Raw genomic sequence first — 15,699 nt, 5'->3', positions numbered from 1 at the left:
GACCCGCAGGGTCGTGCTCGGCTTCGCCGAGCCGGCTGCAGGCTGATCGCGCCCGGGCGCGCGTTACTGCACGCGGAAGTCGTCGTGGCAGGCCTTGCAGGTGCCGGCCGTGGCGCCGAACTGGGTCTTCAGCTGGTCGAGGTTGTTGGCCTTGGCCGCGGCCACGAGCTTCACGGTCTCGTCCTGCATCTTCTTGGCCGCCGCGTCGAACTTGGCGCGCTCGGTCCAGACGTTGGGCTTGGGCTGGCCCTTCTCGGTGCCCGAGGTGCCTTCGACCATGCCGGCGAACGGCAGCTTGGCGATCTGCGCGACGATCTCGGCATTCACGGCGGCGGCGGTGGCGTCGAACGGCACGCGGCCCTGCGCCATCGCGCCGATGCGGCCGAAGTGCGCGGCCATCAGCGTGAAGCCCGCCTTGCGGTACTTGACTGCGTCCTCGGGCTTCTGGAACTGCGCGGCGGCCGGCAGGGCGGTGGCGAAACCGATGACGGCGGTGGCAGCGAGGAGCAATCGTTTCATGCGGAGTTCTCCGGGTCGGGGTGGGGGAAACAGGTGGCCGCAGCCGGCAGGCACGCCGCACTGCGCCGACCAGTCTACGAAGCGCACCATGACTTGCTTCCATGCTCAGGGTATCTCCTGAGCAAAGCTCTCGGGCAATCCTCCAAGGTCGGGCCTGCCACGGTTCGCGTTATGGTTGTGCCTGACGCCCTGCTGCCCGCCCCGACACGATGCCGCCATCTTCCGCCGCCCGCCCTGTCCGCGTCTGGGACCTGCCCACGCGGCTGTTCCACTGGGGACTGGCGCTGGCCATCGTGGGCTCGGTGGCCTCGGCCAAGGTCGGCGGCGGCGCGATGGTCTGGCACTTCCGGCTCGGCTACGTCGTCTGCGGCCTCGTCGTCTTCCGCATCCTGTGGGGCCTGGTGGGTGGGCGCTGGTCGCGCTTTGCCAGCTTCGTCTACGCGCCCGGCACGGTGCTGCGCTACCTGCGCGGCCAGGCGCGGCCGGGCGAGCACCTCGACGTGGGCCACAACCCGCTGGGCGCGCTGTCGGTGTTCGCGCTGCTGGCCATCGTGGCGGTGCAGGTGGGCACCGGCCTCGTCAGTGACGACGAGATCGCCAACCTCGGGCCGCTGAACCGTTACGTCGACAGCGCCACCGGCCTGGCCGCCACCGCCTGGCACAAGACCTGGGGCCAGTGGCTGCTGCTGGGCCTGGTGGGGCTGCACGTGGCGGCGATCGTGTTCTACCTGGTGGCACGCAAGACCAACCTGGTGCAGCCCATGCTCAGCGGCGACAAGCCGCTGCCGCCCGACACGCCTGCCGCCACCGACAGCCCGCTCACGCGCGCGCTGGCGCTGGCGCTGGCGGCCCTGGTGGGTGCCGGCGTGGCCTGGGTCGTGTCGCTGGGCGGCTGAACGGCGTGGAAGCCCCGCAGATCCAGATCGTCGAGGCCGACACGCCGGCGCTGCTCGACGCCACGCGAGCCATCTTCCGCGAGTACGCGGCCGGCCTGGGCGTGGACCTGTGCTTCCAGAACTTCGAGGACGAACTGGCGACGCTGCCGGGCGAGTACGCCGGCCCCGGCGGCGTCCTGCTGCTGGCGCTGGTGGACGGCCAGGTGGCCGGCTGCGGCGCGATGCGCCCGCTGGCCGACGTGGACTACAGCAACGCCTGCGAGATGAAGCGCCTGTTCGTGCGCCGCGCCTTCCGCGGCTTCGGGCTCGGCCGCATCCTGGCGCAGGCGCTGCTGGACCGCGCCACGCAGGCCGGCTTCTCGAACATGCTGCTCGACACGCTCGACGACATGGAGGCCGCGCGCGGCCTGTACGAGACGCTGGGCTTCGAGGAGATCCCGCCCTACTACTACAACCCCATCCCCGGCGCGCACTACCTGCGCGCCGACCTCACCGACGGCGCCTCGCGCTACTGAGCGCCATCGACCGCTGCCACCGAACGATTCCGACGAACAGGCCCCCATGACCACCCACTCCCTGGAACTGCGCTCCGGCGCCCTGCGCCTGGCCCTGCGCCCCGACCTGGGCGGCAGCATCGCCGGCCTCTGGCTCGGCGACGTGCCGGTGCTGCGCAGCACCGAACCCGACGCGCTCGAGACGGCGCGGCTGTCGGGCAGCTTCCCGCTGGCCCCGTACTCCAACCGCCTGGGCTACCGGCGCTTCCGCTGGCAGGGGCACGACCACACCACGGCGCCCAACTACGACGAGGGCAACCCGCACTCGGTGCACGGCGTCGCCTGGCAGCGGCCGTGGACGGTGCAGTCGGCCGGCGAGAGCGACGCCACCCTCGCCTACACGCACGTGCCCGACGCGCACTGGCCGTTCGCCTTCACGCTGCTGCAGCGCTTCGTGCTGACGCCGGGCGCGCTGGAGGTGCACCTGGTGTTCACCAACACCGACGCGCAGCCGCAGCCGGTGGGCCTGGGCTGGCACCCGTACTTCCCGAAGCGGCCGCACAGCCGGCTGCACATCGAGCTGACCGACCGCTGGGACAGCGATGCCACCGGCCTGCCCACGCGCAAGGCGCCGCAGGCCGGCATCGACGGCGACGTCGCGCACATGGCCTTCGACCACTGCTTCGAAGGCTGGCGCGGGCCGGCGCGCATCCGCGACGACAAGCTGTCGATGCGGCTGACCTCGTCGCTGCCCTACCTGGTGGTCTACACGCCCGACACCAAGCCGTACTACTGCGTCGAGCCCGTCAGCCACGTCAGCAACGCCGTGCACATGGCCGACCCGCTGGCGCACGGGCTGCGCAACGTGGCCGCCGGCGCGGCCTTCGACGGCTGGATGAAACTCGAGATCGACCACGTCTGAGCCACCGAGATGGAGTTCCAGCCCCTGCCCGTGCCGCCGTCGCTGCTGGGCGAATCACCGACCTGGGTGCCCGAGCAGGGCGCGCTCTACTGGTGTGACATTCCCGGCCACGCGCTGCACCGCTGGCTGCCGGCCAGCGCCACGCACACGCAATGGGCGTTCGACGAGGACATCGCCAGCTGCGCGCCGCAGCCCGGCGGCACGCTGCTGCTGGCGCTGCGCAGCGGCCTCGTGCGCTTCGACCCCGCCAGCGGCCGCCACGCGCCGCTGGCGCCGGCACCCTACGACACCACGTCGCAGCGCTTCAACGACGGCAAGGCCGACCCGCAGGGCCGCTTCTGGGTCGGCACGCTGTGCGAGCCGCGCGAACCCGCCGTGGCGGCGCTGTACCGCTGGGACGGCCAGGCGCTGGACCGCATCGCAGGCGACATCAGCGTCAGCAACGGCCTGGCCTGGTCGCCCGACGGCCGCACGCTCTACTGGAGCGACACGCAGCAGCACACGGTCTTCGCCTTCGACTTCGACGGCGACGCCGGCACGCTGTCGCGCCGGCGGGTCTTCGCCAGCTTCCCGCGCAAGACCGCGGGGCAGGACCTGGCCACCTACGGCGGCCGGCCCGACGGCGCCGCGGTCGACGCCGCAGGCTGCTACTGGGTGGCGATGTTCGAAGGCCAGCGCCTGCTGCGGCTGGCGCCCGACGGCCGTGTGCTGCAAGCCGTGCCGCTGCCGGTGCGCTGCGCCACGATGCCGTGTTTCGGCGGGCCCGACCTGCGCACGCTGTACGTGACGACCGCGCGCGACAAGCGCCCGGCCGAGGAACTGGCGGCGCAGCCCTGGGCGGGCTGCGTGCTGCAGGCCCGTGTGGACGTGCCCGGGCTGCCGGTCCACCACGCCCGCGCATGACCGGCGGCCCGCTGCCGCGCGACGCGCTGCTGGCGCGCCTGCGCGAAGACCGCGTCTGGGACCTGGCCGTCGTCGGCGGCGGCGCCACCGGGCTGGGCGTCGCGCTGGACGCGGCGGCGCGCGGCTTCTCGGTGGTGCTGCTGGAGTCGCACGACTACGCCGAAGGCACGTCGTCGCGCGCCACCAAGCTGGCGCACGGCGGCGTGCGCTACCTGGCGCAAGGCGACATCGGCCTGGTGCGCGAGGCGCTGGCCGAACGCGGCGCGATGCTGGCCAACGCGCCGCACGTGGCGCAGCGCCTGCCCTTCGTGATGCCCGGCTACCACTGGTGGGAGCGCGGCTTCTACGGCATCGGGCTGAAGGCCTACGACGCGCTCGCCGGCCGCCGCGGCCTGGGCGGCACCGAATGGCTCAGCAGCGACCGCGTGCGCACGCTGCTGCCCGGCGTGCAGCCACGCGGCCTGTGGGGCGGCGTCAAGTACTGGGACGGCCAGTTCGACGACGCGCGGCTGGCTGTGCTGCTGGCGCGCACGGCCAGCGCGCGCGGCGCGCTGTGCGTGAACCACTGCGCCGTCACCGGCCTGCTGCGCGACGGCGGCCAGGTGCGCGGCCTCACCGCGCGCTGCGGCGAGAGCGGCGAGGCCTTCACGCTGCGCGCACGCTGCGTCGTCAACGCCGCCGGCGTCTGGGTCGACGCTGTGCGCGACATGGACCGCGACGCCGGCGCGCCGCGGCGGCCGGCGATCGTGGCACCGAGCCAGGGCGTGCACGTGGTGGTCGACCGCCGCTTCCTGCCCGGCACGCACGCGCTGCTGGTGCCCAAGACCGCCGACGGCCGCGTGCTGTTCGCCGTGCCGTGGCTGGGCAAGACCATCCTGGGCACCACCGACACGCCGCGCGGCGACCTCGCGCGCGAGCCGACGCCGTTCGCCGACGAGGTCGCGTTCATCCTGCGCGAGTCGGCGCGCTACCTGTCTTCGGCACCGCAGCGCAGCGACGTGCGCTCGGTCTGGGTCGGGCTGCGGCCGCTGGTCAAGCCGTCGGGCGAGGAAGGCGACAACACGAAGACGCTGTCGCGCGAGCACACGGTGCTGGTCGGCCGCTCGGGGCTGGTCACCGTCACCGGCGGCAAGTGGACGACCTACCGCGCAATGGCCGAGGACGTGCTGGACCGCTGCATGGCGCGCGGCCTGCTGGAACGCCGCCCCGGCGGCGTCACCGAGCGCCTGCCGCTGCTGGGCAGCGCACCGGGCCGGCCGCTGACCGAGCCTCCGGGCGAGCACCTGTACGGCAGCGAGGCGCCGCTGCTGCGCGGCCTGCCGGGCGCCGACCGCTGGCTGTGGCACGACGCCGAATCGGGCCAGGGCGGGCTCAGCGAGGCGATGGTGCGCTTCGCCGCGCGCCACGAGATGGCACGCAGCGTCGCCGACGTGCTGGCGCGGCGCTCACGCCTGCTGTTCCTGGACGCCGCAGAGGCGACACGCCAGGCGGCGCCGGTGGCGGCGATCCTGGAAGAGGAACTGGGCCGGCCGATGCCGACCGAGGACTTCCTTGCGCTGGCGGCGCAGTACCAGCGCCTGCCCTGACACCTTGAACGGTCAGGGGATCATGCGCCGTTGGCGTACTTGATCGAGCAGCCGTAGGGCTGGGTTGAGGCCGTCGTCACCGGCTTGCCGGCCAGCGCCTCGGCCAGCGCGGCGTTGACGTGGTTGGTGGCGTCCTTCACGTGCGCCGGGTTGGCCGTGGGCCGGCTGTCGATGGCGCCGGCGTAGACCAGCTTGCCGGCGGGGTCGACGATGTACATGTGCGGCGTGGTGCGCGCGCCGTAGGCGCGACCGACCTTGCCGTCGGCGTCCATCAGCGTGGCGCTGGCAGCGGCCTTCTGCTGCTGCATCCAGGCCGCCATCTCGCCCGGCGCCTTGTAGTCACCGGCATCGGTGGCGGTGGAGTTGATGGTCAACCAGACCACACCCTTGCCCGTGGCCGCCTTCTGGGTGGCCTGCATGTTGGCGCTGCTGTAGTGCTTCTGCACGAAGGGACAGCCGGGGTTCACCCACTCCAGCACCACGTGCTTGCCCTTGTAGTCGGCCAGCGACACGGTCTTGCCGCTGGTGTCGGTGGCGGTGAAGGCCGGCGCGGGCTGGCCGACGACGGCCGCGGCGCTGGCCAGGCCGGCCGCGGCGGCCAGCAGCAGGGGGACGAACAACTTCTTCATCACGAGCCTCCGAGTGGGAATCCAGGGGACGCCGGGCGTCAAGGCAAGCCTGCCAGCAGGCTGCGGATCTCGCCGACGCTCAGAATCTCGCTCAAGACGATTGGCCCTGCCGCGCCCGGGGCATGGAACACGTAGACCGGCACGCCGCTGCGGCCCAGCCGCGCCAGCTCGGCCGTGATGGCGGCATCGCGCCGCGTCCAGTCGGCGCGCAGCAGCGCCACGCGGTGCTGCGCGAAGTCGGCCCGCACCTCGGCGCGGTCCAGCGTCGTGCGCTTGTTGACCTGGCAGGTCACGCACCAGGCGGCGGTGAAGTCCACGAACACCGGCCGGCCCTCGGCCTGCAACTCGGCCACGCGGGCCACGCTCCAGGGCTCCCAACCGTCGCGGGCCTGCACGGCGTCTGCAGGGGCCTCGCGCAGCGCGGGCAGCGTCCACGCCACGCCGGCCGCCAGCAGCGCCAGCGACACCACGCCGAAGCCCCAGCGCGCCTTGCGGCCCAGCGACGGCGCACCCAGCGCCCAGGCGGCAAAGGCCAGCAGCACCAGCGTCGCAAGCAGCGCGGCCGCGCCGTCGATGCCGGCCTGCTGCCCCAGCACCCAGACCAGCCAGACGACGGTGGCGAACATCGGGAACGCCATCAGCGTCTTGAAGTGCGCCATCCACACGCCCGGCCGCGGCAGCAGCCGCGCCAGGCCGGGCCAGGCGCTGGCCAGCAGGTAGGGCAGCGCCATGCCCAAGCCCAGCGCCGCGAACACCGCCAGCGCCTGCACCGGCGGCAACGCCACCGCCGCGCCCAGCGACGCGCCCATGAACGGCGCGGTGCACGGCGAGGCCACGGCCACCGCCAGCACGCCCGTGAAGAAGGCGTCGACCAGCGGGTGGCGGGCACGTGCCGAGGCCCAGGCACTGGGCAGCACCGAGCCGAACTCGAACACGCCGGCCAGGTTCAGCCCGATCAGCGTGAACAGCGCCGCCAGCGCCGCCACGACCGCCGGCGACTGCAGCTGGAAGCCCCAGCCCAGCTGCTCGCCACCGGCCCGCAGCGCCAGCAGCAGTGCCGCCAGCGCGACGAAGCTCGCGACCACGCCCACGGTGTAGGCGATGCCGCCGGCCAGCACCTGGCGCCGGTCGTGCGCGTGCGCCGCGAAGCCCAGGACCTTCAGCGACAGCACCGGGAAGACGCAGGGCATCAGGTTCAGCAGCGCGCCGCCCACCAGCGCCAGCAGCAGCGCCGCCCACAGGCCCAGTGCCGCAGGCGCCGGTGGCAGCACCTCGGCGTTGCCCAGCGCCGGCAGCGGCGCCACCGCGGCCACCGCGGGCCAGGGCGTGGTGACCTGCAGCGCCAGCTGCAGGCCGGCAGGCGCATCGGGGGTGGTCAGCACCACGGGCATGCGCTGGGGGCCGTCGCTGCGCTGGGGGTCGAGCGGCAGCGTGGCCGACCAGGTCTCGCCGTCCCAGGCCGCCACGGGCTTGGCGGCGTTCTGCAGCACGCCCGGCGTTTCCGGCAGCAGGGTCAGCGGCTTGCCCTGCCAGGCCGCCGGCAGGCCGGCAACGCGCACGACGAGGTCGCCACCCTGCACCGCCGCGGTGGCCTGCGCGCCCGGCACGGGTTGCGGCAGCGCTGCACGGGCCGCGTCGAAGAGTCCGGCGTGTGCGGCCGTGGCCGCCTGCACCGGCAGCTGCAGCGCGAACTCGCCCGACTCCGGGATGCAGACCTCCTTGCACACCAGCCAGTCGGCACGCAGCTTCACGTCGAGCGTCTGCGCCGCGAAGCCGGCCGGCACGGTGAGCGGCACCGGCAGCAGCAGCAGGCCTTCGTAGCCGAAGTTCATCAGCGGCCCGATCGGCAGCTTGGCCGGCGTCGGCCACTGGATCTCGCCGGCCGCCACGCCGGCCGGCAGCGTCCATTCCAGCGTGGTCGGCAGGCCGGAATCGCCTGGGTTCTTCCAGTACGTGTGCCAGTGCGGCTGGTGCTCGATCTTCAGGCCCAGCCACACCGGCTTGCCGGCCACGATGCCTTCGGGAGCATGCGCCACCAGCTCGGCCCGCACCTGCGGCGTGGTGACGACGGCGCCACCCGCGGCCAGGACAGCCGGGGCGGCAGCGGCGAGCACGAGGGCCAGGAACGGCAACAGGGAACGCAGCAGCATCACGGGGCGGCGCACGGGCGCGGCAGACAGGGCAGACCCGGATTGTCGATCAGTGCGAAGGCACGTGCCCGCCAGTGGATTGCGTGCCCCCGCGCGGCACCAGGCCCGCACCAGAACGGGTGGCGCGTCAAGCCATCTCCGAGCCCCGCGACGGGACGCTGCGCGCGGCTGTTTCGGAACGCTTCGGGTTTGTTCGTATAATTCCGAGGCTTTGCTGACCGCACCCGAGACCGAGCCATGGCGACCCAACGGAATGTACCGACCGGCCGCTGGCACGACGAAGAGGAAGCGGGACGTGAAGCCGAAGCGTCGAGTTTCAAGGCGCTGACGAGGGAGGAAGCACAAGCCCTGCGGGCCAAGGAGCCGCCACTGTCACCGTGGCGTGTCGTTGGGCTGCAGGCGGTGGTGGGTGTCGTGGCGGCGCTGCTGGCGCTGCTGCTCACCGGCCAGCAGGTCGTGGCGTGGTCGCTGCTCATGGGCGCGGCCACGGTGGTGGTGCCGGGTGCCTTGATGGCGCGTGGCATGACCAGCCGCTTCACCAGCATGTCGCCCGGCACCAGTGCCGTCAGCTTCATGTTGTGGGAGTTTGTGAAGATCGCGGTTTCGGTGGGCATGCTGATGCTGGCCCCGAAACTCGTGCAGCCCCTGAGCTGGCCGGCATTGCTGGTGGGCTTGGTGCTGTGCATCAAGGTTTACTGGGTCGCGCTGCTGTGGCGCGGCCGGAGAGTCAGTCGATAAGCACACGGGACGAGAACCAACATGGCAGCCGAAGGCAACGCGCCGACCGCAGGCGAGTACATCGTCCACCACTTGCAGCATCTGCAGAACCAGAAGCAGACGGCAGTGGTGGACTTCTCGGTCTTCAACCTCGACTCCATCTTCTGGGCCACGCTGCTGGGCATCGTGGGCTGCTACTTCCTGTGGCGCGCGGCGTCCAAGGCCACGTCCGGCGTGCCGGGCCGCTTCCAGGCCGCGGTGGAACTGCTGGTCGAGATGGTCGACAGCCAGGCCAAGGGCATCGTGCACAACGCCACCAGCCGCAAGCTCGTGGCCCCGCTGGCGCTGACCGTGTTCGTCTGGATCTTCCTGATGAACGCGATGGACCTGCTGCCGGTCGACCTGCTGCCGTCCATCTGGCACGTGGCCGGCCCCGCCATGGGCATGCCCGACTACCAGCGCGTGGTGCCCACCGCCGACCTGTCGGTGACCATGGGCCTGTCGTTGAGCGTGCTGCTGATCTGCCTGTTCTACAACGTCAAGATCAAGGGCTTCGGCGGCTGGGTGCACGAGCTCTTCTCGGCGCCCTTCGGCGACAAGTGGTTCCTGTACCCGGTGAACTTCGCGATGCAGCTCATCGAGTTCGTCGCCAAGACCGTCTCGCACGGCATGCGGCTGTTCGGCAACATGTACGCCGGCGAGCTGATCTTCATGCTGATCGCGCTGATGGGCGGTGCCTGGAGCCTGTCGGCCACCGGCATCGGCCTGGCCATCGGCCACGTCATCGCCGGCAGCGTGTGGGCCATCTTCCACATCCTGATCATCACGCTGCAGGCCTTCGTGTTCATGATGCTGACGCTGGTGTACGTGGGCCAGGCCCACGACGCGCACTGAGTCCGCAGCCTGATCGTTTCTCCCGTTCGTTTCCCTTTTCCCTTCTCTCTCTCACCTTCCCTTCTGGAGCAAAAAAATGGAAGTCATCAGCTTTGTCGCCCTCGCCGCCGGCCTGATCATCGGTCTGGGTGCTGTCGGTGCCTGTATCGGTATCGGCATCATGGGCAGCAAGTACCTCGAGTCGGCCGCCCGCCAACCCGAGCTGATGGGCGAACTGCAGACCAAGATGTTCCTGCTGGCCGGCCTGATCGACGCGGCCTTCATCATCGGCACCGGTATCGCGCTGTGGTTCGCCACCGCCAACCCCTTCCTGGCCCAGATCGCCAACCTGCCGAAGTAATTAGGTCCACCCCGAAGCGGCTGCGCCGCTCCCCTCAAGGGGCGACGCCAGCGGCCCGGCGGAGCCGGTTCCGCGGCGTCCGCTTGGCAAGGGTCCCTACCGTATGCGAGGCATGAATTGAGCATCAACGCCACCCTGATCATCCAGATGATCGTCTTCGCGATCCTGGTCTGGTTCACGATGAAGTTCGTCTGGCCGCCGATCACCACCGCGCTCGATGAGCGCGCGAAGAAGATCGCCGACGGCCTGAGCGCCGCCGACAAGGCCAAGAACGAGCTCGCCGCCGCCAACAAGCGCGTGGAAGCCCAGCTCTCGGCCGCCCGCGACGACGCCAACAAGCGCCTGGCCGATGCCGAGCGCCTGGCGCAGCAGATGATCGAGGAAGCCAAGGGCCGTGCGTCCGAAGAGGCGGCCAAGATCATCGCTGCGGCGCGTGCTGAAGCCGAGCAGGAATCGGTGAAGGCCCGTGAAGCCCTGCGCGAGCAGGTGGCCGGTCTGGCCGTCAAGGGTGCCGAAGCCATCCTGCGCAAGGAAGTGAACGCTTCCGTGCACGCCGACCTGCTGGGTCGTCTGAAGGCGGAGCTCTGACATGGCCGAGCTGGCGACCATCGCGCGCCCCTACGCCGACGCCTTGTTCAAGGCCGTGGGCGGCAGCGACGCCCAGGCGCTGAAGGCGCAGCTGAATGCGCTGGCGGCCCTGGCTGCCGACGAAGGCCTGCGCCAATTCGCCGACAACCCGAAGGTGACGTCGCAGCAGGTCTTCGACCTGATCGCCGGCATCGCCTTGAGCAAGGGCCTGGCGCTGGATGTGAAGCTGGCGAACCTGCTGCAGGCCATGCTGGAAAACGGTCGTCTGGCAGCGCTTCCCGAAGTGGCGACGCAGTTCCAGGCGCTCGTCAACAGCAGCAGCGGCGTGTCCGACGCCCTGATCCAGAGCGCCTTCCCGATCGAAGGCGCCGCGCTGACCGATCTGGTGGCCACCCTGGAGAAGCGGTTTGCCGCGAAGCTGAACGCCAAGGTCGAACTCGCGCCCGAGCTCATCGGCGGTGTGCGCGTCGTGGTCGGTGACGAGGTGCTCGACACCAGCGTCAAGGCCCGTCTTGAACAGATGAAGGTTGCGCTCACCGCGTAACGACCCCATTCGGTCATTGGGGCGGTTGCCGCCTGATGCCCTTCGGAGAAAAGCATGAACCTGAACCCCGCAGAAATTTCCGAGCTGATCAAGAGCCGCATCGAAGGCCTTGGCGCGTCGGCCGACATCAAGAACCAGGGCACGGTCGTGTCGGTGACGGACGGCATCGTGCGCGTGCACGGCCTGTCGGACGTGATGGCCGGCGAAATGCTCGAGTTCCCCGCCACCAAGAGCGGCCAGGCGACCTACGGCCTGGCGCTGAACCTCGAGCGCGACTCGGTCGGCGCCGTGATTCTGGGCGAGTACGAGCACATCTCCGAAGGCGACACCGTGAAGTGCACGGGCCGCATCCTGGAAGTGCCGGTGGGCCCCGAGCTGATCGGCCGCGTCGTCAACGCGCTCGGCCAGCCGATCGACGGCAAGGGCCCGATCAACGCCAAGATGACGGACGTGATCGAGAAGGTCGCCCCGGGCGTGATCGCGCGCAAGTCGGTGGACCAGCCGGTGCAGACCGGCCTGAAGTCGATCGACTCGATGGTGCCCGTCGGCCGTGGCCAGCGCGAGCTGATCATCGGCGACCGCCAGACCGGCAAGACCGCGGTGGCGATCGACGCGATCATCAACCAGAAGGGTCAGAACATGACCTGCGTCTACGTCGCGATCGGCCAGAAGGCTTCGTCGATCAAGAACGTGGTGCGCGCGCTCGAGCAGGCCGGTGCGATGGAGTACACCATCGTCGTGGCCGCCAGCGCCTCGGAATCGGCGGCGATGCAGTACGTCTCGGCGTACTCGGGCTGCACGATGGGCGAGTACTTCCGCGACCGCGGCCAGGACGCGCTGATCGTGTACGACGACCTGTCCAAGCAGGCCGTCGCCTACCGCCAGGTCTCGCTGCTGCTGCGCCGCCCGCCGGGCCGCGAAGCCTTCCCCGGCGACGTGTTCTATCTCCACAGCCGCCTGCTCGAGCGCGCTGCCCGCGTGAACGCCGACTACGTCGAAGCCTTCACGAAGGGCGAGGTCAAGGGCAAGACCGGCTCGCTGACGGCGCTGCCGATCATCGAGACGCAGGCCGGCGACGTGTCGGCCTTCGTGCCGACCAACGTGATCTCGATCACCGACGGCCAGATCTTCCTGGAAACCAGCCTGTTCAACGCCGGCATCCGCCCCGCCATCAACGCCGGTATCTCGGTGTCGCGGGTGGGTGGCGCGGCGCAGACCAAGCTGATCAAGAGCCTGTCCGGCGGCATCCGGACCGACCTGGCGCAGTACCGTGAGCTGGCCGCGTTCGCGCAGTTCGCGTCGGACCTGGACGCCGCCACCCGCAAGCAGCTCGACCGCGGTGCCCGCGTCACCGAACTGCTGAAGCAGGCGCAGTACAGCCCGCTGCCGATCAGCCTGATGGCCGCGACGCTGTATGCCGTGAACAAGGGCTTCCTGGACGACATCGACGTGAAGAAGGTCCTGCCCTTCGAACACGGCCTGCACCAGCACCTGAAGTCCAGCCACGCCGCGCTGCTGGCCAAGCTGGAGAACGACAAGGCGATGGACAAGGGCGCGGAAGAAGAGCTGTCGAACGCGATCACCGCGTTCAAGAAGTCCTTCGCCTAACCGGGAGCCAGGACCATGGCGGTCGGCAAAGAGATTCGCGGCAAGATCAAATCGGTGGAGAACACCAAGAAGATCACCAAGGCCATGGAAATGGTCGCCGCCAGCAAGATGCGCAAGGCGCAGGAGCGCATGCGCGCCGCGCGCCCGTACGCTGACAAGATCCGCAACATCACGGCCCACCTGTCGGAAGCCAACCCCGAGTACAAGTCGCCGTACATGCGCACGGGTGGCACCGCGAAGGCGGTGGGGTTCATCGTCGTCAGCACCGACAAGGGTCTGTGCGGCGGCCTGAACACCAACGTGCTGCGCGCCGTCACGACGAAGATGAAGGAAGCGCAGTCGGCCGGCAACAGCATCGCGGCGGTGGCGATCGGCAACAAGGGCTTCGGCTTCCTGAACCGCATCGGCGCCAACGTCATCAGCCACGCCGTGCAGCTGGGCGACGCCCCGCAGCTCGAGAAGCTGATCGGTCCGGTGAAGGTGATGCTGGACGCGTTCACGTCGGGCAAGCTCGATGCGGTCTACCTCTGCTACACCAACTTCATCAACACGATGAAGCAGGAGCCGCAGGTGGAGCAGCTGCTGCCGCTGAGCGCGGCGCGGCTGGCGCAGACCGAAGCCGAGAAGAAGCAGTACGGCTGGGACTACATCTACGAGCCCGACGCGCCGACCGTCATCGACGACCTGCTCACGCGCTACATCGAGGCCCTGGTCTTCCAGGCCGTGGCCGAGAACATGGCCAGCGAGCAGAGCGCGCGCATGGTGGCCATGAAGGCCGCCACCGACAACGCCGGCACGCTGATCGGCGAACTGAAGCTCGTCTACAACAAGACGCGCCAGGCGGCGATCACGAAGGAACTCTCCGAGATCGTCAGCGGCGCCGCGGCCATCAGTGGCTGAACCAAATTTTCGATAGAAGGACCGACAAATGTCGCAAGGAAAGATCGTTCAGTGCATCGGCGCCGTGGTCGACGTGGAATTCCCGCGCAACGCGATGCCCCGCGTGTACGACGCGCTGAAGCTCGAAGGCACGGCGCTGACGCTGGAAGTCCAGCAGCAGCTCGGTGACGGCGTGGTGCGCACCATCGCGCTGGGCTCGTCCGACGGCATCCGCCGCGGCCTGATGGTCACCAACACCGGCAGCGCCATCACCGTGCCCGTGGGCAAGGCGACGCTGGGCCGCATCATGGACGTGCTGGGTTCGCCGATCGACGAACGCGGCCCGGTCGACCAGACGCTGACCGCGCAGATCCACCGCAAGGCACCCAGCTACGACGAGCTGAGCCCGAGCCAGGAACTGCTGGAAACCGGCATCAAGGTGATCGACCTGATCTGCCCGTTCGCCAAGGGCGGCAAGGTGGGTCTGTTCGGCGGCGCCGGCGTCGGCAAGACCGTGAACATGATGGAGCTCATCAACAACATCGCCAAGGCGCACTCGGGTCTGTCCGTGTTCGCCGGCGTGGGTGAGCGCACCCGCGAGGGCAACGACTTCTACCACGAGATGGCCGATTCGGGCGTCGTGAACCTGGAGAAGCTCGAAGAGTCCAAGGTGGCCATGGTCTACGGCCAGATGAACGAGCCGCCGGGCAACCGTCTGCGCGTGGCGCTGACCGGCCTGACGATCGCCGAGTCGTTCCGCGACGAAGGCCGTGACGTGCTGTTCTTCGTCGACAACATCTACCGCTACACGCTGGCCGGTACCGAAGTGTCGGCACTGCTGGGCCGCATGCCGTCCGCCGTGGGCTACCAGCCGACGCTGGCCGAGGAGATGGGCCGCCTGCAGGAGCGCATCACGTCGACCAAGGTCGGCTCGATCACCTCGATCCAGGCCGTGTACGTGCCCGCGGACGACCTGACCGACCCCTCGCCGGCCACGACCTTCGCCCACCTGGACGCCACCGTCGTGCTGTCGCGCGACATCGCCTCGCTCGGTATCTATCCCGCGGTGGACCCGCTGGACAGCACCTCGCGCCAGGTCGACCCGAACGTCGTCGGCGTGGAGCACTACGAGACCACGCGTGCCGTGCAGTCGACGCTGCAGCGCTACAAGGAGCTGCGCGACATCATCGCCATCCTGGGCATGGACGAACTGAGCCCGGAAGACAAGCTGGCCGTGAGCCGCGCGCGCAAGATCCAGCGTTTCCTGAGCCAGCCGTTCCACGTGGCCGAGGTGTTCACCGGCAGCCCGGGCAAGTACGTGCCGCTGAAGGAAACCATCCGCGGCTTCAAGATGATCGTGGCTGGCGAATGCGACCACCTGCCCGAGCAGGCCTTCTACATGGTCGGCACGATCGATGAGGCCTTCGAGAAGGCCAAGAAGATCAATTGACCCCCCCGAAGCGCCTTCGGCGCTCCCCCCAGGGGGCGCCGCTGGCGGACCGGCCAAGCCGGATCCGCGGCGGCCGCTTGATTCAGCTGCACGTGCGGCGCCAGGAGTTCTGAAATGGCAACCATCCATGTCGACGTTGTTTCCGCCGAGGAGAGCATCTTCTCGGGCGAGGCCAAGTTCGTCGCGCTGCCGGGCGAGAACGGCGAGCTCGGCATCCTGCCGCGCCACACGCCGCTGATCACGCGCATCAAGCCCGGTGCCGTGCGCATCGAGCGGGCCGACGGTGGCGAGGAAGAGTTCGTGTTCGTCGCGGGCGGCATCCTCGAAGTGCAGCCGGGCACGGTCACCGTGCTCGCCGACACCGCGATCCGCGGCCACGACCTCGACGAGGCCAAGGCGTCCGAGGCCAAGAAGCTGGCCGAGGAAGCGATGCGCAACGCCAAGAGCGACATCGACCTGGCTGCAGCGCAGAGCGAGTTCGCGGCGATGGCCGCGCAGCTGGCAGCCATCCAGAAGCTGCGCCGCAAGTAAGCACCCCGACGACGCTGCACGCAGCGTCGCCTGCGGCGCCCACAGCGCC

Annotated in this window: 17 protein-coding genes; 14 read left to right on the top strand and 3 right to left on the bottom strand. The window is 70.0% G+C overall.

Annotated elements, in window-relative coordinates; genetic code table 11:
- Window positions 1–63 precede the first annotated feature (63 nt).
- Window positions 64–519, bottom strand: a complete 456-nt coding sequence (locus ACPOLB_RS16910; RefSeq protein ID WP_425257189.1) for a c-type cytochrome — start codon at window positions 517–519, stop codon at window positions 64–66.
- 209 nt (window positions 520–728) lie between these two features.
- Between ACPOLB_RS16910 and ACPOLB_RS16905 the strand changes: the two genes are divergently transcribed.
- The 5 genes from ACPOLB_RS16905 to ACPOLB_RS16885 are packed head-to-tail and all read left to right on the top strand — an operon-like array spanning window position 729 to window position 5,320.
- The gene (locus ACPOLB_RS16905; protein WP_425257188.1) at window positions 729–1,415 is read left to right on the top strand and encodes a cytochrome b/b6 domain-containing protein; all 687 of its coding nucleotides are present in this window, start codon (window positions 729–731) and stop codon (window positions 1,413–1,415) included.
- A 5-nt stretch (window positions 1,416–1,420) separates the two neighbouring features.
- Entirely contained in the window at window positions 1,421–1,930 is a 510-nt protein-coding gene (locus ACPOLB_RS16900) for a GNAT family N-acetyltransferase (RefSeq protein WP_425257187.1), read from the top strand.
- A gap of 46 nt (window positions 1,931–1,976) precedes the next feature.
- Complete coding sequence (locus tag ACPOLB_RS16895) at window positions 1,977–2,831, top strand: aldose 1-epimerase (protein WP_425257186.1); 855 nt, start codon at window positions 1,977–1,979, stop codon at window positions 2,829–2,831.
- Between the two features lie 9 nt (window positions 2,832–2,840).
- Window positions 2,841–3,734 (top strand): SMP-30/gluconolactonase/LRE family protein, encoded by an 894-nt coding sequence (locus ACPOLB_RS16890; RefSeq protein WP_425257185.1) that lies wholly within the window; start codon window positions 2,841–2,843, stop codon window positions 3,732–3,734.
- A complete protein-coding gene (locus ACPOLB_RS16885) occupies window positions 3,731–5,320 on the top strand; it encodes an FAD-dependent oxidoreductase (protein WP_425257183.1) in 1,590 nt (529 codons plus the stop codon). The genes ACPOLB_RS16890 and ACPOLB_RS16885 overlap by 4 nt, the downstream gene beginning before the upstream one ends.
- A 20-nt stretch (window positions 5,321–5,340) precedes the next feature.
- Here the strand turns inward: ACPOLB_RS16885 and ACPOLB_RS16880 are convergent, their stop codons facing one another.
- Window positions 5,341–5,949 (bottom strand): thioredoxin family protein, encoded by a 609-nt coding sequence (locus tag ACPOLB_RS16880; RefSeq protein WP_425257182.1) that lies wholly within the window; start codon window positions 5,947–5,949, stop codon window positions 5,341–5,343.
- Between the two features lie 38 nt (window positions 5,950–5,987).
- On the bottom strand, window positions 5,988–8,099 hold the full coding sequence (locus ACPOLB_RS16875; RefSeq protein WP_425257181.1) for a protein-disulfide reductase DsbD family protein: 2,112 nt from the start codon (window positions 8,097–8,099) through the stop codon (window positions 5,988–5,990).
- A 237-nt stretch (window positions 8,100–8,336) separates the two neighbouring features.
- On the opposite strand from ACPOLB_RS16875, the gene ACPOLB_RS16870 reads away from it, so the two are divergent.
- The 9 genes from ACPOLB_RS16870 (at window position 8,337) to ACPOLB_RS16830 (ending at window position 15,650) form a co-directional block, all read left to right on the top strand.
- Window positions 8,337–8,837: an ATP synthase subunit I gene (locus ACPOLB_RS16870; protein ID WP_425257180.1), complete on the top strand. Its 501-nt coding sequence runs from the start codon at window positions 8,337–8,339 to the stop codon at window positions 8,835–8,837.
- Window positions 8,838–8,858: 21 nt separating this feature from the next.
- Window positions 8,859–9,710, top strand: a complete 852-nt coding sequence (gene atpB, locus ACPOLB_RS16865) for a F0F1 ATP synthase subunit A (RefSeq protein WP_425257179.1) — start codon at window positions 8,859–8,861, stop codon at window positions 9,708–9,710.
- A 76-nt stretch (window positions 9,711–9,786) separates the two neighbouring features.
- Window positions 9,787–10,050, top strand: coding sequence for a F0F1 ATP synthase subunit C (atpE, locus tag ACPOLB_RS16860; protein ID WP_007830191.1), 264 nt, complete (start codon window positions 9,787–9,789; stop codon window positions 10,048–10,050).
- 117 nt (window positions 10,051–10,167) lie between these two features.
- The gene (locus ACPOLB_RS16855) at window positions 10,168–10,638 is read left to right on the top strand and encodes a F0F1 ATP synthase subunit B (RefSeq protein ID WP_425257178.1); all 471 of its coding nucleotides are present in this window, start codon (window positions 10,168–10,170) and stop codon (window positions 10,636–10,638) included.
- Between the two features lies 1 nt (window position 10,639).
- Window positions 10,640–11,182 carry a F0F1 ATP synthase subunit delta gene (locus tag ACPOLB_RS16850; protein ID WP_425257177.1) on the top strand — a complete coding sequence of 181 codons (543 nt, stop codon included), beginning with the start codon at window positions 10,640–10,642 and terminating at the stop codon, window positions 11,180–11,182.
- Window positions 11,183–11,236: 54 nt separating this feature from the next.
- Complete coding sequence (gene atpA, locus ACPOLB_RS16845) at window positions 11,237–12,790, top strand: F0F1 ATP synthase subunit alpha (RefSeq protein WP_425257176.1); 1,554 nt, start codon at window positions 11,237–11,239, stop codon at window positions 12,788–12,790.
- A 15-nt stretch (window positions 12,791–12,805) separates the two neighbouring features.
- Window positions 12,806–13,690, top strand: a complete 885-nt coding sequence (gene atpG, locus ACPOLB_RS16840) for a F0F1 ATP synthase subunit gamma (protein ID WP_425257175.1) — start codon at window positions 12,806–12,808, stop codon at window positions 13,688–13,690.
- 28 nt (window positions 13,691–13,718) lie between these two features.
- Window positions 13,719–15,119, top strand: coding sequence for a F0F1 ATP synthase subunit beta (gene atpD, locus ACPOLB_RS16835; protein ID WP_425257174.1), 1,401 nt, complete (start codon window positions 13,719–13,721; stop codon window positions 15,117–15,119).
- 114 nt (window positions 15,120–15,233) lie between these two features.
- Window positions 15,234–15,650 (top strand): F0F1 ATP synthase subunit epsilon, encoded by a 417-nt coding sequence (locus ACPOLB_RS16830; protein ID WP_425257173.1) that lies wholly within the window; start codon window positions 15,234–15,236, stop codon window positions 15,648–15,650.
- The last annotated feature ends 49 nt before the right edge of the window (window positions 15,651–15,699 follow it).

This window comes from Rubrivivax soli (genome assembly GCF_049810355.1).
In the GTDB taxonomy this organism is placed as follows: domain Bacteria; phylum Pseudomonadota; class Gammaproteobacteria; order Burkholderiales; family Burkholderiaceae_C; genus Rubrivivax.
This window is presented reverse-complemented; position numbering and strand designations above follow the sequence as displayed.